Here is a 21,985-nt window from a genome sequence, read left to right as displayed (position 1 = left end):
CCTACCGTCCCCTTATCTGGACGCCGCCCATTCCGCCGAATCCTGGCATACCGCCGCCCATTCGATTTCCATTTTGACTCGTTCCAGACGAGGTCTGTGTATTCATGAGGATGACGACACGCTCCCCTTCGGTAAGCCCCTCCGTCACCTCTACCTGATCGGCAGTGAAGTACCCCATTTTAATCGGAACAAATCGATACGGCATATTCGCTCTGCCCGCTTTGCCTCCGGTGCGGTTATTCGCTTGCTTCGCCTCAGCCTGATTCCCTTCCGCTCCTTCTTCAGCTTTTTGTGCAGTAGCATCCCGTAGCACATACACGCCATCCTTACCATTTTGCGTTTGCAGCGCTTGCGCAGGTACCACGAGCACGTTTTTATGGGTTCCTCGTTCGATCGCGACGTTCATCGTCATCCCGATCTTCAATTTGTTATCCTGATTTGCCACAGACAAAAGCACATCGTAAGTGGTGACTCCAGCGTCGGTTCTCGCTTCTGGATAGATCAGCTTTACTTTTCCACGGAACGTCTCGTCCGCATAAGAACTCGTCGTAAACGTCACAGGCAAGCCTTCCTGCACTTTTCCGATATCACTCTGGCTAATTTGTGCTACTACCTCTAAATCTCCGCTATTGGAATTATCCATGATAATGAAATCATTGCCGGGTATTTCGCCTACATTGCCGTTTACCTGGACGATCACTCCATCCATCGGCGCTTTCAAGGTGACTGCCCTCCATGCCTTTTGTGCCTGTTGCAGCCCCGCTTTTGCCTGTTCTACCGCTGCTTTGGCCGATAACACTGTGGCAGCATCTGGGCCTTCATTCGCCTCCTGTAACGCTTCTTGCGCTGTTTGATACGCAGCCAGTGCTTGCTCTACCTTCACACCGGCCTGCCCTGTCGTCTGTCCGGCTGTCAATACGGCTGAGTTGTAATCGCGCTGGGCTTGGTCCAACGAGGCCTGGGCACTGTCGAATTCACTCTTGGCAATCGCACCGGCCGCTAACAAGGCCTGCTGGGAAGTGTACGTCTTCTGGGCACTCGTCAGGTTTGCCTTTGCCTTCTCCACGTCATTCGCCGCTTTTTTCCCGTCAATGTTTTGCTTTGCGAGCTCCCATTCGTTCTTGGTCTGATTGACGGCGGCCTGCAAAGAAGTGATTTCTGCGGGACTCTTGCGCTTTTGTGCCTCCTCTAGCTTGGCTTGGGCCGACAATAGATTCGCTTCCGCATTCGTCACCTGGATTCTCGCTACGGAATCGTCCATCGTCGCCAGAACTTGTCCTGCCTTCACAGCATCACCAACGCCGACCTGAATGGTAGAGATCGCATCCTTCGCTTCTTCTGCATCAGAAAACGAGAGAGACGAGCGTTTGGAAGCCTGGACAGTGCCTGATGCCTGCACGACTTCTGAGATGTCTCCCCTTTTTACCGTCTCCACTTGAAAAGCGGCCTGCGCCGTTTGTGCGGTAAAAAACGACTGATAGCTGAACATACCGCCTGAAACAATCACGGCCCCGACAGCCAAAGCCCCAACGATCCATCTTTTCTTGTTGCTTCCTGCCTTCGAAAACAACTCTCTCTTTTTCTCCTTGTGAGTCACGCTCAGTCCTCCTACTGTCTGCTTGATTGAAGACTTGTCTTTATGGTTGCGAACACTATACGGAACGAATACGTCAGGGAAAAGTCAGATGGAAACACAAAAAAAACGACCAGATAACCAGGTCGTTTTATGATCATCATGCATGAATTATTTGCGCAAAATCAACGTGAAGGTGCTGCCTGACGCTGTACTCTCCGTCAGAATCAACATACCTCCTAACGCTTGGGCAATCATTCTGCTAAAAGACAAACCAAGCCCCAGCCCACGGACGATGTGCTTCTTGTCCTCGCCTCGGTAGAATCGCTCAAAAATCAAAGACTGTTCTTCTATTGGTATCCCACGTCCATTGTCCTTCACGTCAATGCGAATCTCCTCTGCTGATGCAGATAGTGACACGACGATCCGCCCCTCCGATTCCATCGCTTGTGCTGCATTGTTTAGGAGATTGTACATGATTTGCTGTACACGCAACGGGTCGGTATCTATCATGATCGGATCAGAGGTACTTTCGATGTGCAGGCTGAGCTTCTCTTCTTCTTGCAAAATTCTCCATTGATGCGTAATTTCCCGGATTAGCTCCTGCATGTTTTGAGGTTGCCTGCGAATGCGAATGTCACCGACTGCAAAAGAGTTAAAATCGAGCAAATCCTCTACCATCTTTATCAGACGTGTCGTTTCCTTCGTGCAAATATCCAAAAACTCCTTGGCTTCCTCACCGCTCACAACCTCTTCCCTCACCGCTTGCACCAGCCCACTGATGGACGTAACAGGTGTTTTGAGTTCGTGGGTTACCCCTGCCAACAATTCGGTACGCATCATTTCCAGCTGCTTCAATCGCTCTGCCATTTCTTCAAAGGAATGGATCAGTTCATACACTTCTTGTTCGCGCTTGTTTTTATCCAATTGAATCTCGTAGTTTCCCATTACGATTTGCTTGGCAGCGTCTGCCACATCCTTAATCGGCTGAGACAGCTTTTTCGTCAGCAAATAAATGACGAGCCAGCCAAGCAAACCGAGACCTAGAAGCATGATCACAAGCAATTGGAATTCGGTCATGCTGCGTATCAGCTGTTTTTGTGGGGTGAACAGCATGACCCATCCGACCACTCGCTCCTCAACCGTAATGCTTTCCTTCACGAAAAGCACTTCGTCGCCCCGCGCAAGCTCAAACTGTGATAGGCTGTCATCCGCGTCTACCAGATCAGGCGCGAGGCGCTTCAGTTCACTAGAAAAAGGACCGGGTACGCCAAATACTGGTTGTTTGTGTTCATCCAGGATCATCATAATTGGCTTGTAATTGACTCCGAGAGACTCCTGGCGACTGTCCACAATACGAAACAAGAACGGAGCCATTTTTACCTTGCCTTCCATATCAACGACCCGATCCGCTACTTCTGCTGCCATCAGTCTCATAAAATCAAGGCGTTTTTGAGTCTCGCTATAAGAAATCCAGTAGCTGGATGCAATCCCGATCACGAAAAGGCCGATACACAAGATGATCAAGTATCGCGTCGTCCAATAGCGAAACAAAGAGGTGCGTTTTTTCTCACTCATATACGCACAGCTTGTAGCCCAAGCCACGATAAGTACGGATTTCCCCTTCGGATGTCGGCCAATTCTCCAAAGATCGCCGGATGCGCTTGATCGCGAGGTCTACTGCGCGATCACTTCCTTCGTAATCCATCCCCCACACCTGCTCGATGAGCTGTTCTCTGGTGAAAGTCTGGTTTTTGTACTGCGCCAAAAATAGAAACAGGCACAAGTCCTTTGGCGTAAACGCCAGTTCGATGCCGTGTAGCATCACAGAATATGCCTTGAAGTCGACTTTCAGACTGCCAAACTGCTTCACATGATTGCCTTCTATCAATTGTTTCGAGCGACGTAATACTGCATGTACGCGAGCGACCACTTCGTCGGCAATAAAGGGCTTGGTGATATAGTCATCGGCGCCTTTGTTCAAGCCCGCCAACTTGTTATCGATTTGTCCCAACGCTGTCAGCATGATGACAGGACACGAGCTTTTCGCCCGAATATATTCGAGAATACTCCATCCGCTTCGTCCAGGCAGCATCACATCCAGCAAAACGAGCGCAGGATTATGTGAATCAAACTTCCGCTCTGCTTCCTCGCCGTTAAATGCCTGTTCAACCCGAAAGTTGTTTTTTTCCAAGTACGCCTTCAATACCCGAGAGATGGGTAGTTCGTCTTCCACGATTAAGATGTTATGCATGCTCGTACTCTCCCCTCTGCTCGGACTCATCCTCTCTTTAGCGTAGGACATGAATATGTCAAGTAGATGTCTGGAACGAAGCATACTTTGTAAGTAAAATAAAGAGACCTGAATGCAAATAGGGAGGTTTTTCTCATGAAACGCTTAAGTGCGGAAGAAAAAAACGGTTTGTATAAAGCCATCAGCAATCGTCGCGATATTCGTACCTTTCGCCAAGACCCTGTCTCCCCGGATAAGCTCGCCATGATCTTGGCCGCTGCCCACCATGCTCCTTCTGTCGGATTTATGCAGCCTTGGAATTTTGTCCTGGTGGAAGACGACGCAACCAAGCAAGCTCTGGCAGAATGTGCGGATAAAGAACGCCGGGCGCTTGCCATCCACTACGAAGGAACAGGACGAGAGTCGACCTTTTTGGAGTTGAAAATTCAAGGGATCAAGGAAGCGCCTGTCACCATCTGTGTCACTTGTGACCCTACACGTGGCGGAGACCATGTACTCGGGCGCAATTCCATCCCGGAAACAGATATTATGTCGGTCAGCTGTGCAATCCAAAACATGTGGCTGGCGGCCTACGCCGAAGATTTGGCGATGGGCTGGGTCAGTTTTTACAAGAAGGCCGACGTACGTCGTATCCTGAACATACCGCCGCATATCGATCCTGTCGCATTGCTGTCGATCGGCTACACAGATCATTATCCCGAACGTCCACTCTTGGAGCTGCACCAATGGAGACAACGCGAGGACCTGCAACAGTTGATTTATCGAGAGCAGTGGGGAAATAAAGCGTAAGCCTTGACCCTGTACGAAAGCAAGGGCGCTGCTAACTGCGGCACCCTTTTTTCACACAAAAAAAAGACCGCCTGATCCACAGGCAGCCCAGAGAAATGGAGGGGGTAGTACGTGATTCACGGTATCTTCCTGACGTGCCCAGACACGAGAAAGGTTTCACAATTGACGTGACTCACGAACATCGAACTAGCAAAATGGGAAATTTCACCTGAAACGGAGCTCTTCCTCTCTGCCCGAATATACCTAGCGAATCGATTTATATGCGTGGACGCGTCCGGTTTGTCGGAATGGCCGCAAGCGGATCATCCGGCCAGTAATGCTTGGGATAACGTCCCTTTAAATCCTTTTTCACCTCAAAATACGCATGTGCCCAAAAGCTCGCCAAGTCCCGTGTCACTTGTACCGGACGATGTGCTGGCGAAAGCAGGTGCAATGTCAGTGGGACTCTGCCTCTGCCTATTCGCGGGGAGTCTTGCCAACCAAACAACTCCTGTAGCCGGACCGAAAGCACTGGAGCCGCTGGATCGCTGTAATCGACAGGAATTTTGGAACCGCTCGGGACGATCACATGAGTCGGAGCGTGCTCGTCTAGTTGTCTGCGCTGCTCCCATGAGAGCATACTTTCTAGCATCGTCGTCACCGACAGCAACTGTAAGTCTTCCTTTCTTTTGAAACCATACACATAGGGAGCGAGCCATTCCTCCAAGGAAGCAAGCAGTGCCTCATCTTCCACATTCGGCCAGCCTTCCTCCAGACGATGCATAAAAATCAAACGCTCCCGATACTGTCTCGCCTGCCGATTCCACGGCAAAATCTCCAAGCCTTCTCCTTTTATTCCGTCCAAAAACGCTGTTAACACCTCATCTGGAGAAGACTCCGCAGGCATATCTGCCAACAGGATCGCGCCCAACCGTTTTTGCTTGCGGCTGCGAACTGCCCCAACTGAATGCTCCCACCATACGTTCATTCGTTCAGTAATCTGCATCGCACAATCATTCAACAGCTCGCTTTCTTCCACGCTAGCCGCCAGTAATATCCGACTATCTGCACCTTGATCATCGAGTTCTGCTGCCACAATATACAGCGAAGCAGCCAGTGGTTGCTGCACGGAAAAAGCCGCCCCACGCCCATTTTGAAGCAAATAACGTCCATCCGCCCTTCGCTGGGCAATCCGGTCCGGGTACGCAAACGCCAGCAGTCTTCCCGTCGCTTCTGTACGAGTGGAAGTGCCAGCAGACTGGTTGTTTGCCCATACCCGTTTGAAATGAGCCGCCTCCTTCCAAAGTCTTTGGCATGCTCCTACATCAATCGGAAGCTCCGTTATACCACTCTGTTTATTTCCTACCCGACGAAGCAGTTCAACACGCGTACGGATATCCGCATCTGCTGACGCTTGGCGCCCCCTCACAATATCTCTTTCTTCCAAGAGAACAGCAAGCTCGCAAGCTAGCTCACCTTCCCCCAGCTCATTCGCTTTCTGAATCATGTGACCCAATCTCGGATGTACAGCCATTCCAGCAAGCGCTCGTCCATGTGCTGTGATCTGCTTCCGCTCATCTAATGCACCCAGTTGGAGCAGCAGCTCTTGAGCCTGTGCCATCGCTGGCTTCGGCGGGGGATTCAGCCAATCCAGCTCGTCCGACGACCCGACTCCCCACAAAGCCAGCTCTAATGCGAGCACAACCAGATCCGCTTCCATGATTTCAGGTGCCTGCTGTGGTATGAGCATGCGATCTTCTTGCTCTGTCCACAATCGAAAGCAGACCCCGGGTGCAAGACGTCCAGCCCTTCCTCGGCGTTGGTCAGCAGACGCCCTCGATACCTTTGCAGTCTCCAGTCTCGTCATCCCTGTTCGCGGAGAAAAGCGCGGGACCCGTTTTAATCCACTATCAATCACGATTCGCACACCTTCGACAGTCAAGCTCGTCTCGGCAATCGTGGTAGCGAGGACAATTTTACGTTCTCCTGCTTTCCCAGGCTGAATCGCCTTATCTTGTTCCTCCTGCGACAAATTTCCGTAAAGAGGCGCAATCCGTATGTTCGTGCCCACACCGCTTTGTTCAAGCAACTCTTGCACTCGGTGAATCTCTTTGGCTCCCGGTAAAAAGACAAGCATATCTCCCTGTTCTTGTCTCAACGCCTGGAGGATCATCTGGACAATCGCTTCTTCCAGACGCCCCTGCATCGGGGAAGTCAAAAAGTGCGTCTCCACCGGAAACATCCTGCCTTTACTAATAACAATTGGAGCATTCCCCAGCAAGGCTGACACGGGCTCTGCCTCGAGTGTAGCGGACATCACGAGTATTCGCAGGTCCTCTCGAAACAAGCTTTGTGCCTGAAGAGTAAGGGCCAGCCCTAAATCCGCGTGCAAATTTCGTTCATGGAACTCATCGAAAATAACAAGACCAACATCAGATAGCTCCGGATCATCCTGTAGCATTCTCGTTAAAATTCCTTCTGTCATCACTTCAATTCGTGTGCCTGGACTTACTCTTGATTCACGCTTGACCCGGTATCCGACCGTTTGTCCAACTTCTTCCCCCAACAAGGCAGCCATGTAGGCTGCAGCTTGACGTGCGGCCAGTCGGCGTGGAACCAGCATCACAATTCGGCGATTATGTAACCAAGACTCTTCACGCAAGGCCAGTGGTACCCGCGTCGTCTTCCCCGCACCCGGAGCAGCGACCAACACTGCGTTTGTCTCTTCCCGCAGCGTGTTTACCAGCTCGGGCAATACTTCATTTATCGGCAATGCATTCATGTTTTCACCTCATACGAGCAATCATCCCTTTTCATCATACACGATATAGGAATATAGGATGAGTGTGGATCGTAAACGAAAATGACTGAATAATCATTCAATAGTATAATGAAGCCATTACTATGGGAGGTGTGCGGTATGATTCACATTCATCACCATGAAGACGTGGCATGTCTGGAAGGGATTGTTCGCGTAGGGGATTGGGAATCGGCAATCTATGTTTATATGACCGATGGCATGCTGGTTGATACGGGCCCGAAAGTACTCGAGCAAGCTCTCATTCACAGGTTTCTGGAAGCCTCGTTTGATTCGGTCGTATTGACGCACAGTCATGAAGACCATGTCGGTACCGCCTCGTGGATTGCCCAGCACAAGCAGGTCCCTCTTTTCATTCACGATAAAGGCGTGAACATTTGCTCCCAAAAAGCACTGTACCCATTCTACCGACAGTTGACTTGGGGGATTCGCGATCCGTTTGTGGCCCACCCTTTGGGTGACGTCCATCACTCTCGTTCCCTCGAATGGAAAGTGATTGATACCCCCGGCCATGCCCATGATCATGTAGTTTTGCTGGACGAAATGAACGGTCGCTTGTTCTGTGGCGATCTTTTTATGGGTGTGAAAACGAAGGTTATTTTACGAGAAGAATCAATCCCCACCTTGATGAATTCCCTTCGAACCGTGCTGGCTTGTGACTTCCAATCAATCTTTTGTGCCCATTCCGGATATCATCCAGACGGGAAAACACGCTTGCAGCAAAAGCTGGAGCATTTGGAGAATCTGTCTGGGGAAATCCTGCGTTTGCATAGCCAAGGGCTTTCTTCCCGCGAAATAAACAAGCAACTGTTTCCTTCTAAACCGCTGATCATCGCGGCTTCTTCTGGCGAGTTTGACTCGCTCTATATCGTCACATCAATTCTTGCAGAACACCTTCCTTTTCAAACGCCGAATAGTATACTAGAAGGATAATCCTTACAATTCTATTGAAAAAAAAGAGGAGCGTATATGAAAGTCATCACTGTATTCCTTGCACTCATTCTGGGTTTATCTGGTATTTATCCTGCGGTTACACATGCTGCACCGAAATTTCATGATGTCGATCCGAAGAAATACGGCTGGGCCATGAATTCGATCTCCTTTATGGTAGATAAGGGGGTTGTTAGCGGTTATCCTGACGGTCGATTTCAGCCTGAAAGATTAGTCGACAAAGCGGAAATGACCGTCATGATCTATCGCCTGTTTGATCAATACAGACCGTACAAACCGAATCAGAAGACGGACTATAGCAATTACCACATCGAACATTTTTCTGATGTACCGAAAAATCATTGGGCCTACAAGGAAATCAGTTCAATTGTTACACGAGATTGGTGGAATGCCGTAAGCTATACACCTGCTGGCTACAAATTTTACCCGGACGCCAAACTCAATCGAATCGGTACAGCTAACGTCCTACCCGTCTTTATGTTAGACAGGCAAGATATGCCTGCCACGGAAGTTTTCCAAATCCTTTCCTCTATGCGAGATATCCCTCTTATTCTTAGTCCGTACGAATCGATGGAAAATCCTGTTTTACAGGAGGATGGGCGATACGCTGAGGATGGGTCAGATCGAACAAACATTCTTTATCCGATCCTGATCAGTCAGGATGGCAATGAATATTTTTTCTCAGATGACTTTAGCGGAATCACTGCCACCAATCTCGCCCTTTTGCAAAGAACAGGGATCATGACTGCATGGAACGGCAAGTTCGAGGGTGGAGAAATGCTGACTCGCGCCGAAGCCGTCACTATTTTGCACAGATTTTATAACCATTTGAAGCAGACAGGGACACTCCGCCAATACTCGAGCAAGTAAAAAACCTCCATCACGGAGGTTTTTTTGCGACACCTTATTCTTTGTCGATCGGGTTACTGATACGGTCCTCATACGGGTCGAAATAAATTTGTCCATTGGAGCTAATCACGGCGTAGTTCACTTCCTCGACACTCAAGCCTTTTTTGCCCACCTGTGAAAGTAGCCACTCGATGGTTAAGCTATGTTGACGTAAATTGCTCTGGATGATTTGACCATCCATGATCAATTCAATCGGGAATATCTGTCTCTTCCCCATTTTCAGTTTCAAGTCCCCGCGAGTAACAGGTAAAAATTGCGGTTTTCTCAGGACGGATATCTCCCCATTCAACTCCAGCACAGCATATTGAACTTCTTCGATATTAAAAATGTTTCTTTCCCGCAGCTCTTGATTCAGCGTATCCAAAGACAGCTTTTGCTTGCGCATGTTATCTTCGAGAATTCTTCCATCCTGGATGACCACCGTCGGCTGGCCCGAAAACCATTTTCGCATCTTCCGGTTTTTCAGGGAGAGAATCATCAACAAATAGGCGATACCACCAAAAGTGAGTAATGTCACGAGCATGTGCGATATTTTGGCCATGTTGTTAAAGGCAAGATTTGCCGTCAGCGCTCCCAAGGTGATCGCCGCGACAAAATCGTGATACGTCATTTGCGCAATCGTCTGCTTGCCCAAGATCCGAGTAATGATCATCATGATGGCAAAAGCCAGCACTGCTCTCGCAATTACTTCCACAATAGATTCCATGCTCCACCCCGGGGATGACGAAATTTTGCACCATACCCCAATTATAGCCATGTTTATCATTGGAAAACCTATCATGACAGTTTCGCATACAGACATTTCCTACAAATTCTTCTACAATAGAAAAAAATCATACCCATGGAAAGGAATGAAAATGATATGGCGATCAAAAAGCTGGAGCATGTGGGCTTGATGGTAAAAGACTTGAACGCCTCAGTTGCCTTTTACACCGAAGTGATTGGGATGGAGCTAAAAGGAAAGCTCGCTCATTCCAACGGAGATATTACGCTTGCTTTTCTTGGATTTCCGGGAAGCACTGAGACAGAGCTGGAGCTCATTCATGGATACAGCGATTCCCTTCCGGCAGAGGGCAAAGTCCACCACCTGGCGTTTGCTGTGGACAACCTCGAAGCTGAAATCGACCGTTTGAAGCAACGACATGTAACCTTTATCGATCAGGAAATAACCACCTTGCCGAACGGCTCACGTTATATGTTCTTCAAAGGTCCGGATGGGGAGTGGCTGGAGCTGTTTGAAAGCACAAGAACGTAGAGGGAAAAGATTCACCTTTTCCTTCTACGTCCCCTCTTCTACTTTACTTTGATCTCTTTTCTACGTCCCATATACCACTGATAAAACCCTTCTGCCAACTCAATCGGCACATCTGTTACCCCTCTATGACTCACTGGTTTGGCACGATTGACTGTTTTAATCGAAGCAAGTCCTAGCTGCTTTTGCAGGAGGCCTCTTTTGACGTTGACCTCAATAATCTTTTCTCGTTTGGAGATATATAAGGTTGTAGTTAGGCTCCCTGTTTGGAACTGAATAAAATGATCATTCAAGGTGTATCGCGTGTTGTAGAATTCAATGACTTCGAAGGCTAGGATGATCAGTGTCAACGCAATGGATATAACCCACCAGGCTTGCTCCCACCCCAAAATATTCGGCTTGAAATAGAAAAGCGCACCTGTGCCTATCATCCAAATCCAGCTCGATCTGACCAAGCGAACCCATAACGATTTTCTGGGGAGACTCGTCATTTTTTCCGTCACTTCATACGCAGGCAATATTTCTGCGATCATCTCATACGCACGTTTTATTGGTAGAAATGGATAGAGGGAGCTGACATCCTGTTTATCCTTATCCGAATCACTGTCCCCGCCAACAACCGTCAGCTTGACTTCGGCGAGACCCAACATGCGCTTTAGCAAGGATTGTTTGATTTTAATCGCTTGCACTCTATCCTTTGCGATCGAAAAAGCCGTTTCTTCAATGACTCCTTTGGCAATGTAAATCCGGTCATGATCCGAAGAAATCTCGTATTTTCCGTAACGAATATAAGTCGTAACCATGCCGAATACGATGGACAGGACAAGTAGTCCAACGGCTGTCAGCGTGATCCATATCCACGAGCTCATAATCAGCGAATAAATACCTACTACTTGCTCCTCCACGTCGATATATTCGGTGAGTTTGAAGTACGCCCAAATCAGTAACGTAATCATCCCGAGGAAGCTGAGAGAAGTGAAGGAAGCCTTGATAATCTCTTTCTTCGTTGGCGTAAAGTGAATGACTCGATCAGGATTGGTATACGGCGTACCGATTTCCTCCGGGGAGACTCCTGCTTTCCCTTCAGCCTCAGGCTCTTTCTCTAATCGCACTGCCTGTTTCGTGAATGCCTCCAGTCGATCTGCTTCGTTTACAGAAATCACCGCGAATTCCACTCTAGAATCATCGCCAACCATCCCTGTTTCAAACCGGATAGAAGTCACTTTAAAAATCCGGTGCAGCAACGTCGTATGTCGATTGACGTTTTGGATTTTGCTAAAGGGGATCGTTTGCTTTTTCTTCGTAAGAATCCCTTCGTAAAGATGGAAAGCTGTATCATCCAGCCTATACTTATACGAAACCCATTTCATAAGCAGATAGGCCAGCATCCCTCCTACATAGATGTAAAAAACAATTCTCCCGTATGTAATGAATGCGTTTGTCGAGTCATGGTTGAACACAAACAGAATCAACGCAGGAAAAAACAGATGCTTAACTTGGATGATGAGATCAAAAAGGATCGTTAGTGGATGGTATCGTTTTGCTTCCATCACTACTCCACTTCCTTTAATTTGGCGTAGTGTGCAATCTGTTCTCTCAATTGAGAAGCGACATCCCCCGGCAACCCTGGAATTTCGTGTGAGGAGCCCATTGTTTTAATCGAGATGGTGTACAGCCCGTACTTTCGCAAAATTGGTCCTTGTTTCGTTGAGACTGCTTGAATTTTCGTCATGGGAACAAGGAAATGTTTCTCTGTGATCACCCCGAATTTCATTTGCAGGAAATCTTCATCGATATCATACCGCCAGCTTTTATATAAAAAATACGGCTCGACAAAAGACCAGATCGTTGCGATCACACCGATAACGAGCAATCCGTGCAAACACCATCCCATCCATTCCTTCCAGGCAAAACGATTATCTAGATAATAAAGAACGGTCAAAATAACAATCCCGATTACAACCGTAATCCCCGCAGTAATAAGCTGTACTTTGAACGCATCCTTGGACAAGTTCTTCTGTGGTGCGCTAATTCGAGAAGGCATATCATCACTCCTGTATGTTTATTCCGCTGTCCATGCTCCCTTTATTTCATACGTAAAACATTCCGTCTGGTTTCTACGAACGAATCGTCAATTTTTCATGCAGCAAAACGAATACTCTTATGCCGTTCGAATCATACTAAATAATGGAGAAAACGGCTTGTAAAAATTATCACATTATAATCATTATAAAAAACTTGACTTACTGAATCATTTATTAAATAATAATCATTGTAAATTATATTCAAGCATGCCTCGTTACGCATGTCCTGAATATGTACTATACAAAAAACATATAAAGGAGCTAACACTATGTCACTCATCGGAACTGAAGTATTGCCTTTTAAAGCACAAGCATTCCAAACAGGTAAATTCCTCGAAGTAACAGAAGCAAACTTCAAAGGTCAATGGAGCGTAGTTTGCTTCTACCCAGCAGACTTCACTTTCGTTTGCCCTACTGAACTCGAAGATCTGCAAAACCAATATGCAACTTTGAAAGAACTCGGTGTTGAAGTCTACTCCGTTTCTACAGATACTCACTTCACTCATAAAGCATGGCACGCAAGCTCTGAAGCAATCAGCAAAGTAGAATACATCATGATCGGTGACCCTTCCCATGTGATCTCCCGCAACTTCGACGTATTGATCGAAGCTGATGGTCTGGCAGATCGCGGTACATTCATCATCGACCCAGACGGTGTCATCCAAGCTGTTGAGATTACTGCTGGTGGCATTGGCCGTGATGCAAGTGCTCTGATCAACAAAATCAAAGCAGCACAATATGTTCGCAACAATCCAGGTGAAGTTTGCCCAGCTAAATGGCAAGAAGGTGGCAAAACACTGAAACCAAGCCTTGATCTCGTAGGCAAAATTTAAGGTGTGATATAAAATGGCCCTTGACCAAGAAATCAAAGCGCAACTAGAACAATATCTCGAGCTCTTGGAAGGCGATATTGTACTCAAAGTCAGTGCAGGCACGGATGAGGCATCCGCTGAGATGCTTGCACTGATTGATGAGCTAGCCAGCATGTCTTTGAAGATCAGTGTGGAGAAAGCAGAACTCACTCGCACACCTAGCTTTAGCGTAAACCGTGTCGGCGAAGATACTGGCGTTGTTTTTGCCGGTACTCCGCTGGGTCACGAATTTACTTCCTTGGTATTGGCTCTCTTGCAAGTTAGCGGAAGAGCTCCAAAGGTCGAGCAAAGTGTCATTGATCAAATCAAAGACCTTCGTGGTGAATATAAGTTCGAATCTTACATCAGCTTGAGTTGCCACAATTGTCCAGATGTTGTCCAAGCTCTGAACTTGATGAGTATCTTCAATCCTGGTATTACTCATACAATGATTGACGGTGCCGTATTCAAGGACGAGGTAGAGAGCAAAAACGTGATGGCTGTGCCAAGCGTTTTCCTCAATGGTGAATTTTTCGAAAGCGGCCGTATGACCGTGGAAGAAATTCTTGCCAAGCTGGGTTCTGCTCCGGACGCATCCGAGTTTGACAATAAAGACCCTTATGATGTGCTTGTTGTGGGCGGTGGCCCAGCAGGTGCTAGTGCAGCGATCTATGCAGCACGCAAAGGGATTCGTACTGGTCTCGTTGCTGAACGCCTTGGCGGTCAAGTCAATGACACATTGGGCATTGAGAACTTCATCAGTGTGAAATACATTGAAGGTCCTCAGCTCGCAGCCAACTTGGAAAAGCAAGTAAAAGAGTATGGCATTGATGTCATGAAGCTGCAACGTGCCAAGCGTTTGGAGAAGAAGGATCTGATCGAAGTCGAACTCGAAAACGGCGCTGTTCTGAAGAGTAAGACAGTCATCTTGTCGACAGGTGCTCGTTGGCGGAATCTGGGTGTACCGGGTGAAGCAGAGTTCAAGAACAAGGGTGTAGCTTATTGCCCTCACTGCGATGGTCCTTTGTTCATAGGCAAAGATGTCGCAGTTGTTGGCGGTGGTAATTCAGGTGTGGAAGCAGCGATTGATCTCGCAGGTATTGTGAAACATGTAACCGTTCTGGAATTCTCGCCAGAACTGAAAGCTGACGCAGTATTGCAAGATCGTCTTTACAGTCTGCCAAATGTCACTGTACTCAAAAACGTTCAAACCAAAGAAATTACGGGTACGGATAAAGTAAACGGCATTTCTTACATCGAGCGTGAGACAGGTGAAACCAAGCACATTGAATTGCAAGGTGTGTTTGTACAGATCGGTCTGGTACCGAATACAGATTGGTTGGGCGAAACGATTGAGCGCACTCGCTTTGGTGAGATCGTGGTAGACAGCCATGGTTCTACAAACATCCCTGGTGTTTTTGCTGCCGGTGATTGCACGAACAGTGCTTATAAACAGATCATCATTTCGATGGGATCTGGAGCTACTGCAGCTTTGGGAGCTTTCGATTATCTCATCCGCAACTAATAACAAAGCCACTCCTCTTCAAGGGAGTGGCTTTGTTTATTTATTTGGTTACTTAGTACCCACGTTGATAAACGGAGTAGCTCCACCCGTTACGCTCGGCAGCTTTCCATCCCATTTTCGGATGGCTTCGAGCTGCGCCTCAATCTGTCTGAGCTGAATCAGCTCTGGCGTAACCTCTTGCTTTTGCAGACGCAGCGCTTGTGCCTGAGCTTCTGCTCTTGTGATTTCTTGCTCTTTCTCGATCTTGATCCGCTCCAAATCCAGCTTCGATTTGAGCGCTTGCTGCTCGGCCACCTGCTTGGATTCAATGGCGCGGTTGAATTCATCACTGAAAGTAAACTCGCGAATATTGATTTCGTCGAGGATGATGTTATAATTCGATAGCTTTTTATGCAAGACTTCTTTTACCTTTTGGCTGACCTCGGAACGCTTGGATACCAGTTCTTCTGCTGTGTATTGAGCAGTCACGGCTTTAAATGATTCGGCAATGGCAGGATCAACAATTCGGCTATTGTACTCCAATCCCACTTGCTGATACAGTTTATTGACATTTTCTGCATCCAAATGATGGTTAACAGCAATTGTCGTAGAGACGGTTTGCAGGTCACGTGAAGCAGAAGTCTGGCTCATTTCTGATTTTTGCACCCGCACTTCCATCGGCACCACCGTTTGAATGAACGGAATTTTAAAATGCATGCCCTCTTGTAACACTTTTGGCTGTACCGCTCCCAGTTGCAGCACAACCCCACTATGCCCTGCGGAAATAATCGTAAAAGATTGCGTGCCAAGCAAGACCAACGCAACCAGTATCACAATCGTTGCGATCAGCTTTCCTCCTGCTTGAAAGGGACTCATTTTTACAACATTTTTGTCGCTCATACTCGTCCTCCCTCTATCTATACATGCTCATTCATGTATACGAGAGAGGGGGCTATAAGTTTCAAGAAATTTATGAAAAGTACATGTCATAAGCGCTCTGTCTTCGAAGCTTCTAACAAAACATGCGCCATGCGCTCTGCCTCAATTTTGCATAGCTCAAATTCGACTTCACCAGATACATGCGAAATCAATTGGATGACTTCCTCACACCCGTGATTGCATATTAAAAACTGTCCCCACCGCACTTCCGAACGTGATACCTTGCGAGCGGAAAAGCCGCTTTGAAAGCCGCCAAGACTCATTTATTTCTCATCTCCATCCCAAAAACAATCTATGCATCCCTCTCATCTTACCCTTTCTTTTGCAATCGAGGAAAAGATGTTTATTGAAGGAGCTTCCCTTTCTCACTACTATAGAGAAAAGAAGGGAGATGATTCAAATGCGAGACCCTTATGTACGAAGAGCCGAATGCGGCTCTGAGCAAAGAGTTCTTCTTTCTCTTGGTTCAGAGCCTTTCCCATATTGAGTTGAGGATCTCTTTGCTCATCTATATACGCACATCACGCTATATAGACAGGAGCACAGCACATGAGATACAAAAATGCACAAGACCTATTGCCAGACGATCTGCTGCGGCAAATTCAACATTACGTACAAGGAAGTTACTTGTACATCCCGATCCACCACGAAAACAAACGACAATGGGGCGCATCCACAGACACAAAGCAATGGCTAAGCGAGCGTAATCAAGCGATTTGGCAAGCCTATCGCGAAGGGGCTTCTGTCAAAATGCTCGCCCAGAAACACTACTTGACCGAACACAGTATTCGGCGCATTATTCGTGGACATAAATGAGACAGAGAAAAGGTCGACCGTGTGTCTGCTCTACTCTTGCGTTACACTCCTTTTTAAGATGAGTCAGTCAGGAGGGACAACGTATGAACCAGATTCACTTTCTCGCCATTTCGTTTATGTACAATGGATCTGCACAGGTCATTACCCCTGTGCTGCTGCAAGATGAGCATGAACTGATTCTTGTGGACTGTGGTTATCCGGACTTTTTGCCACTGCTTCAGGAGGCCGCACACAAGCAACAGCTTACGCTCGACGACCTTACGAAGGTCATTGTGACGCATCACGATATGGATCACATCGGTTCTTTGGCAGCGTTAAAAAGAACCTATCCCCACCTCGAAATCATCGCCTACGAATCCGAAGCACCGTACATCGCAGGACAAAAGACATCTTTGCGATTGGAACAGGCGCAAGCAACACTGGACCATCTGGCGTCAGGTGAAAAGCAGCATGCTGAGGAATTTATTCGCTTTTTGCAGTCCATCGAGCCCTCTGTGGTTGATCGAACCGTAACGAATCACGAACGCCTGCCTTTGTGCGGCGGCATCGAGATCATTCATACACCTGGACATATGCCGGGACATATTTCATTGTATTTGATCGCAAGCAAAACACTGATTGCCGGTGACGCTGTTGTCATCGAAAACGGTAGACTCGAAATCGCCAATCCGTCCTATACGCTGGATATGCAGGAAGCGATTCGCTCTGTCCGACGCTTACTCGATTATGACATCGAGCAGTTGATTTGCTATCACGGTGGAGCGTTTCAGGGGGATGTCAAACAAGCGCTGCGGGAACTACTCCAGGCCTACGACCCGACCCAGGAGGTTTTGCACGGATGAAACAGAACAAATACGATGAGCCAAGTTTCTTCACCACCTACAGTCAAATGGCCCGTTCGGTTGAGGGACTGAACGCCGCGGGAGAATGGTACGCGTTTCGAGAGCTACTGCCTTCCCTTCGCGAGAAAAAAGTGCTCGACCTAGGCTGCGGCTTCGGCTGGCATTGCCGATATGCGCGTGAGCAGCAGGCCCGCTCCGTTGTGGGTGTGGACCTTTCCGAAAAAATGCTGGCGCGTGCCAAAGAGACGACAACAGATCCCGCCATCGAGTACCTGCATCTTCCGATCGAAGACATTAATTTTGCTCCAGAGGAATTCGACGTCGTTATCAGCTCCTTGGCCATCCATTATGTGGAGCGCTTTGACTTGCTTTGCCAACGTGTTTATCACTGTCTTGCTCATGGAGGTTCCTTCGTTTTCTCCGTGGAGCATCCCGTCTTCACTGCTCTGGCTGAACAGGACTGGCATTACGGACCCAGGGGCGAACGCTTGCACTGGCCTGTGGACAACTATCAGCAGGAGGGCATCCGGCAAACCAACTTTCTGGATCATGAAGTCGTCAAGTATCACCGAACGTTTTCAAGCTATATGAACGATCTCCTTGCTGCCGGATTTCACCTTACAAAAGTCGCTGAGCCTGGCCCTCCTGAAGAAATGCTGGATATACCCGGGATGCCAGACGAAATCCGTCGGCCGATCTTCTTGTTGATCGCCGCCAGCAAAACAGCATCCTAACTATTAAAAAGCACCCCGTCCTCCACGTCATTTCCGTGTTTGGACGGGGTGCTCTGTTATTCCCCAGAAGCCTCCAGATTTTTAAACTGGTTGTAAAACAATTGATAGTAGGTACCTTTTTGCTCAATAAGTTCATCGTGACTGCCTTTTTCCACGATCTCTCCCCGATCCACGACCATAATCGTGTCGGCATCCCGAATAGTATTAAGCCTGTGTGCAATCACAAAGCTCGTACGCCCATCCATAATGGTGAGGAGCGCATCCTGGATATTCAGCTCTGTTCGTGTGTCGATGCTGCTTGTCGCCTCATCGAGTATGAGCAGCGAGGGCTTGGCGAGTATGACGCGGGCAATCGCCAAAAGCTGGCGTTGTCCCTGACTCAGGTTACCCCCATTTTCCGTCAGCATCGTGTCATAACGCATCGGAAGCCGATTGATGAACACATCTGCATTTGCCATTTTCGCAGCGGCTACTACCTCCGTATCTGTCGCATCCGGCTTGCCGTACATAATATTTTCCTTGATGGTACCAGAGAACAAGTACGTATCCTGCAAAACAAAGCCAAAGCTGCGCCGCAAGCTGTCCCGCGAATACTCTCGAATGTCTTTTCCGTCCAAATAAATCGTACCCGAGGTCACATCATAAAACCGCGTCAGTAAATTCACAATGGTGGTCTTGCCTGCACCCGTCGGTCCGACTAACGCGATGGTACTCCCTGCCTGTGCCTCGAAGCTGATGTTTTTCAAAATCAGCTGATCTGGACGATAGCCAAAGCTGACCTGATCGAAAACAACGTGACCCTTCGGCTGTGCGAGCACAGTGGCACCCGGAGAATCCACTGGCTCCTCTTGTTCATCCAATACCTCAAACACCCGCTCCGCCCCAGCAACACCGGATTGAAGCACATTGAAAATGTTCGCGAGATCGTTCAGCGGACGGACAAACTGGCGGGAATAACTGAGAAAGCTCGCAATCACACCGACTGTGATCAATCCTTTGACAGCGAGAACACCTCCGACAATCGCCACCATGGCAAAGCCGAGGTTGTTAATCACGTTCATGATCGGCATGAGAAAGCCCGTCCAGACTTGTGCCTTCATCCCGATCTTGCTGAGCCGGTCATTGATCGTCGTAAAGTCCTCAATGGCTTTTTGCTCATAATTGAAGGCCTGCACCACCTGAATGCCTGAAATCGTCTCTTCAATGTGCCCGTTTAGCTTGCCCAGCTCCATCTGCTGATTTTTGAACAGTACGCTCGTTCGTTTGGCAATCGTTCGTGTGAGTAGAAACACGAGTGGCACTGTGATCAGGCATGCGAGTGTCAGGATCGGAGACAAGACGAGCATCATCACCAGCGAACCGAGGATCACGATCCCCCCTGACATCAATTGCGTTGTAGATTGGGAAATGGAGCTGCTGACGTTGTCGATATCATTCGTGAGCCTGCTCATTAACTCCCCATGCGTCCGCGAATCGAAATAAGCAATCGGCAGCTTTTGCAGCTTGTCAAAAAGGGCCTGCCTCAGGTTCGTGACGATCCGTTGTGAGATGCCTGCCATCAACCAGCTTTGCAAAAACGTCAGTGCCCCATCGAGGATGTACGAGCCGAGCAAGGCAAGAATGAGGATAGACAAAAAACTAAGAGCTTCCTCGCCACCTGTCATCGCATCAATCGACTTTCCGATCAAATAAGGTGCAGACAGCATGAGGAGTGCATCGACAAATACAATGGCGAATACGATCGGCAGCAGCTTCTTTTCTTTGCCAAAAGCTTGCCAGAGTCTTTTTAGCGTACCTGAAAAATTTTTGGGCTTACTGACTGGACCTCTGGCAGCACCATGTCCAAAGCCCCGGCCAGGTCTCGGTGAAAAGACAGGTTGTTGTTGCTTCTGTTGACTCACCTTACTTCACCTCCCGGCCGATTTGTGACTGAAAGATTTCCTGATAGACCTGACAAGAGGTCATCAATTCGTCATGCGTACCGATGCCCGCAACTTCTCCATTGTCTAGCACGATGATTTTGTCCGCATCCATGACAGAGGTAATTCTCTGGGCGATCAAAATGCAGGTAAGGCCAGCCGCATAGGCTCGGAGCGCATCCTTAATTTTCCCTTCTGTCGCCACATCTACCGCGCTTGTACTGTCATCGAGAATGAGGATTTCCGGCTTTTTCACCATGGCCCTGGCTATGGAAATACGCTGCTTCTGTCCTCCAGAGAAATTGACTCCTCCCTGTCCTACGCGTGTCTCATAGCCTTCAGGAGTGGCGGAGATGAACTCGTGAGCCTGCGCCATACGTGCCGCTTGCTCGACCTCCTCGTGGGTCGCCTCTGCCTTGCCCCAACGAATGTTTTCCATCACCGTGCCCGTAAACAGCATGGTTTTTTGCGGCACAATCGCCATTTTTTCGCGCAATCGCTTCGGTTCGATGTCGCGTACATCGATGCCATCTACTCGAATCGTGCCTTCCGTTACATCATAAAACCGTGGAATCAAACCAACCAAACTGCTTTTTCCAGAGCCTGTCGACCCGATAATCCCGACTGTCTCCCCCGGCAGACAAGTAAACGAAATCTGCTTGAGTACTGGCTGACCGGCTTCTCCATCATACGAGAAGCTGACCCCTTCGAAGTCGATGCGTCCCTTTTTGCCTGGAAGCTCGTGAGGTTGTTCCTCTTTCCAGCTCATTTGGTTTTCCTCCGCAAATACTTCTCCGATGCGTCCTGCCGATGCTTTGGCCCGCACAAACATATTAAATACCAGGGAAATCATCATGAGTGAAAACAGGATTTGCGTCATGTAGTTCGTAAACGCGATGATATGACCGACCTCGATGCTTCCTTGTTCTACGCCAAGCCCCCCAAGCCAGAGAACCGCGACAATTCCGAGGTTCATCGTCAGCATGATCGCTGGACTGAAGATGGACATCACCCGCGTAGCCGAAACCGATTTGGACTGCAGCTCTTCGTTTGCCCGTGTAAACTTGCCACGCTCAAAATCAAAGCGATTGAATGCCTTAACGACTCGTACCCCAGATAAATACTCACGCATCGCACCGTTCACTCGGTCAAGCGCCTGCTGTACCTTCAGGAAGAACGGAAAACCGATTTTCATATTCAAGAAAATAAACAGACCCACAATGGGCACGACAACAGCGAGAATCACAGCCAAATCCACGTTCAATTGGGTTGCCATAAACAACCCACCAATGCACATCAACGGCGCTTTGACGAATATTCGCATCATGCCGTTTACAAACATCTGCACTTGATTGACGTCATTAGTCAGACGTGTCACGAGTGAGGCTCTATCGAACTTGTTCAGGTTTTCAAAGGGTAAGGATTGCACTTTGGAAAACAAATCTGCGCGCAGCTGCGCACCGAAGTTTTGCGACACGTATGTCGCCAGCACATTGCGGATCGATGCCGCGACTGCCCCCAATGCCGTAACGAGCAGCATCAGCCCGCCTGTCTTGAGCACGTAGTTCATATCCCGGTTTGCGATACCCGTATCGATAATGTGAGACAGAATCGTCGGCTGCAATAGATCACATACCGCCTCCAACGCTAAGAAAAACATGGAAATCCCGGCGACTACGCCGTATTTTTTTATGTATTTATTGTAGAAGCGCATCCGTTCACCCCATCTGTGTTCTTACGTACAAGATAACGCTTAGCTAGCGAAATGTCA

General features: G+C 48.3%; 20 protein-coding genes. 9 read left to right on the top strand and 11 right to left on the bottom strand.

Annotated elements, in window-relative coordinates:
- Window position 1: 1 nt before the first annotated feature.
- From ODZ53_RS11970 to ODZ53_RS11960, 3 genes are all read right to left on the bottom strand, one after another.
- Window positions 2-1,597 (bottom strand): efflux RND transporter periplasmic adaptor subunit, encoded by a 1,596-nt coding sequence (locus tag ODZ53_RS11970; protein WP_372677236.1) that lies wholly within the window; start codon window positions 1,595-1,597, stop codon window positions 2-4.
- A 147-nt stretch (window positions 1,598-1,744) separates the two neighbouring features.
- Entirely contained in the window at window positions 1,745-3,178 is a 1,434-nt protein-coding gene (locus ODZ53_RS11965) for a HAMP domain-containing sensor histidine kinase (RefSeq protein WP_372677234.1), read from the bottom strand.
- A complete protein-coding gene (locus tag ODZ53_RS11960) occupies window positions 3,144-3,827 on the bottom strand; it encodes a response regulator transcription factor (RefSeq protein WP_372677232.1) in 684 nt (227 codons plus the stop codon). The genes ODZ53_RS11965 and ODZ53_RS11960 overlap by 35 nt, the downstream gene beginning before the upstream one ends.
- A gap of 135 nt (window positions 3,828-3,962) precedes the next feature.
- Between ODZ53_RS11960 and bluB the strand changes: the two genes are divergently transcribed.
- A complete protein-coding gene (gene bluB / locus ODZ53_RS11955; RefSeq protein ID WP_012685229.1) occupies window positions 3,963-4,616 on the top strand; it encodes a 5,6-dimethylbenzimidazole synthase in 654 nt (217 codons plus the stop codon).
- A 256-nt stretch (window positions 4,617-4,872) separates the two neighbouring features.
- Here the strand turns inward: bluB and hrpB are convergent, their stop codons facing one another.
- Window positions 4,873-7,377, bottom strand: coding sequence for an ATP-dependent helicase HrpB (gene hrpB, locus ODZ53_RS11950; protein WP_372677230.1), 2,505 nt, complete (start codon window positions 7,375-7,377; stop codon window positions 4,873-4,875).
- 138 nt (window positions 7,378-7,515) lie between these two features.
- On the opposite strand from hrpB, the gene ODZ53_RS11945 reads away from it, so the two are divergent.
- Both ODZ53_RS11945 and ODZ53_RS11940 read left to right on the top strand, forming a co-directional pair.
- Window positions 7,516-8,346, top strand: a complete 831-nt coding sequence (locus ODZ53_RS11945; RefSeq protein WP_372677228.1) for an MBL fold metallo-hydrolase — start codon at window positions 7,516-7,518, stop codon at window positions 8,344-8,346.
- Between the two features lie 36 nt (window positions 8,347-8,382).
- On the top strand, window positions 8,383-9,234 hold the full coding sequence (locus ODZ53_RS11940) for an S-layer homology domain-containing protein (RefSeq protein ID WP_372677226.1): 852 nt from the start codon (window positions 8,383-8,385) through the stop codon (window positions 9,232-9,234).
- Window positions 9,235-9,268: 34 nt separating this feature from the next.
- On the opposite strand, the gene ODZ53_RS11935 is transcribed toward ODZ53_RS11940, so the two are convergent.
- A complete protein-coding gene (locus tag ODZ53_RS11935; RefSeq protein ID WP_372677224.1) occupies window positions 9,269-9,979 on the bottom strand; it encodes a DUF421 domain-containing protein in 711 nt (236 codons plus the stop codon).
- 156 nt (window positions 9,980-10,135) lie between these two features.
- Here ODZ53_RS11935 and ODZ53_RS11930 point away from each other — a divergent pair, with 156 nt between their 5' ends.
- Window positions 10,136-10,528 (top strand): VOC family protein, encoded by a 393-nt coding sequence (locus ODZ53_RS11930; protein WP_372677222.1) that lies wholly within the window; start codon window positions 10,136-10,138, stop codon window positions 10,526-10,528.
- 38 nt (window positions 10,529-10,566) lie between these two features.
- Here the strand turns inward: ODZ53_RS11930 and ODZ53_RS11925 are convergent, their stop codons facing one another.
- Both ODZ53_RS11925 and ODZ53_RS11920 read right to left on the bottom strand, forming a co-directional pair.
- Entirely contained in the window at window positions 10,567-12,078 is a 1,512-nt protein-coding gene (locus ODZ53_RS11925) for a PH domain-containing protein (protein WP_372677220.1), read from the bottom strand.
- The gene (locus ODZ53_RS11920; RefSeq protein ID WP_372677218.1) at window positions 12,078-12,569 is read right to left on the bottom strand and encodes a PH domain-containing protein; all 492 of its coding nucleotides are present in this window, start codon (window positions 12,567-12,569) and stop codon (window positions 12,078-12,080) included. The genes ODZ53_RS11925 and ODZ53_RS11920 overlap by 1 nt, the downstream gene beginning before the upstream one ends.
- A 309-nt stretch (window positions 12,570-12,878) precedes the next feature.
- Here ODZ53_RS11920 and ahpC point away from each other — a divergent pair, with 309 nt between their 5' ends.
- Together ahpC and ahpF are read left to right on the top strand one after the other, a co-directional pair.
- Window positions 12,879-13,442: an alkyl hydroperoxide reductase subunit C gene (gene ahpC, locus ODZ53_RS11915; RefSeq protein WP_199929254.1), complete on the top strand. Its 564-nt coding sequence runs from the start codon at window positions 12,879-12,881 to the stop codon at window positions 13,440-13,442.
- 13 nt (window positions 13,443-13,455) lie between these two features.
- Window positions 13,456-14,985 carry an alkyl hydroperoxide reductase subunit F gene (ahpF, locus tag ODZ53_RS11910; RefSeq protein WP_372677216.1) on the top strand — a complete coding sequence of 510 codons (1,530 nt, stop codon included), beginning with the start codon at window positions 13,456-13,458 and terminating at the stop codon, window positions 14,983-14,985.
- Between the two features lie 48 nt (window positions 14,986-15,033).
- Here the strand turns inward: ahpF and ODZ53_RS11905 are convergent, their stop codons facing one another.
- Window positions 15,034-15,864 (bottom strand): prohibitin family protein, encoded by an 831-nt coding sequence (locus tag ODZ53_RS11905; RefSeq protein ID WP_012685219.1) that lies wholly within the window; start codon window positions 15,862-15,864, stop codon window positions 15,034-15,036.
- Window positions 15,865-15,950: 86 nt separating this feature from the next.
- A complete protein-coding gene (locus ODZ53_RS11900; RefSeq protein WP_372677214.1) occupies window positions 15,951-16,166 on the bottom strand; it encodes a hypothetical protein in 216 nt (71 codons plus the stop codon).
- A 286-nt stretch (window positions 16,167-16,452) separates the two neighbouring features.
- Here ODZ53_RS11900 and ODZ53_RS11895 point away from each other — a divergent pair, with 286 nt between their 5' ends.
- From ODZ53_RS11895 to ODZ53_RS11885, 3 genes are all read left to right on the top strand, one after another.
- Window positions 16,453-16,719, top strand: coding sequence for a CD3324 family protein (locus tag ODZ53_RS11895; protein WP_372677212.1), 267 nt, complete (start codon window positions 16,453-16,455; stop codon window positions 16,717-16,719).
- 83 nt (window positions 16,720-16,802) lie between these two features.
- Window positions 16,803-17,561, top strand: a complete 759-nt coding sequence (locus ODZ53_RS11890; protein ID WP_372677210.1) for an MBL fold metallo-hydrolase — start codon at window positions 16,803-16,805, stop codon at window positions 17,559-17,561.
- Window positions 17,558-18,295 (top strand): class I SAM-dependent methyltransferase, encoded by a 738-nt coding sequence (locus ODZ53_RS11885; RefSeq protein ID WP_372677208.1) that lies wholly within the window; start codon window positions 17,558-17,560, stop codon window positions 18,293-18,295. Before ODZ53_RS11890 ends, ODZ53_RS11885 begins: the two co-directional genes overlap by 4 nt.
- Window positions 18,296-18,351: 56 nt before the next feature.
- On the opposite strand, the gene ODZ53_RS11880 is transcribed toward ODZ53_RS11885, so the two are convergent.
- Both ODZ53_RS11880 and ODZ53_RS11875 read right to left on the bottom strand, forming a co-directional pair.
- Entirely contained in the window at window positions 18,352-20,196 is a 1,845-nt protein-coding gene (locus ODZ53_RS11880) for an ABC transporter ATP-binding protein (protein WP_372677206.1), read from the bottom strand.
- Between the two features lies 1 nt (window position 20,197).
- Window positions 20,198-21,928, bottom strand: a complete 1,731-nt coding sequence (locus ODZ53_RS11875; RefSeq protein WP_372677204.1) for an ABC transporter ATP-binding protein — start codon at window positions 21,926-21,928, stop codon at window positions 20,198-20,200.
- Between the last annotated feature and the right edge of the window lie 57 nt (window positions 21,929-21,985).

Origin of the sequence: Brevibacillus sp. BD137 (assembly GCF_041644655.1) — a bacterium.
GTDB lineage: Bacteria > Bacillota > Bacilli > Brevibacillales > Brevibacillaceae > Brevibacillus > Brevibacillus brevis_D.
The sequence above is the reverse complement of the archived record's forward strand: the minus strand, read 5'-3'. Positions and strand labels throughout refer to the sequence as shown.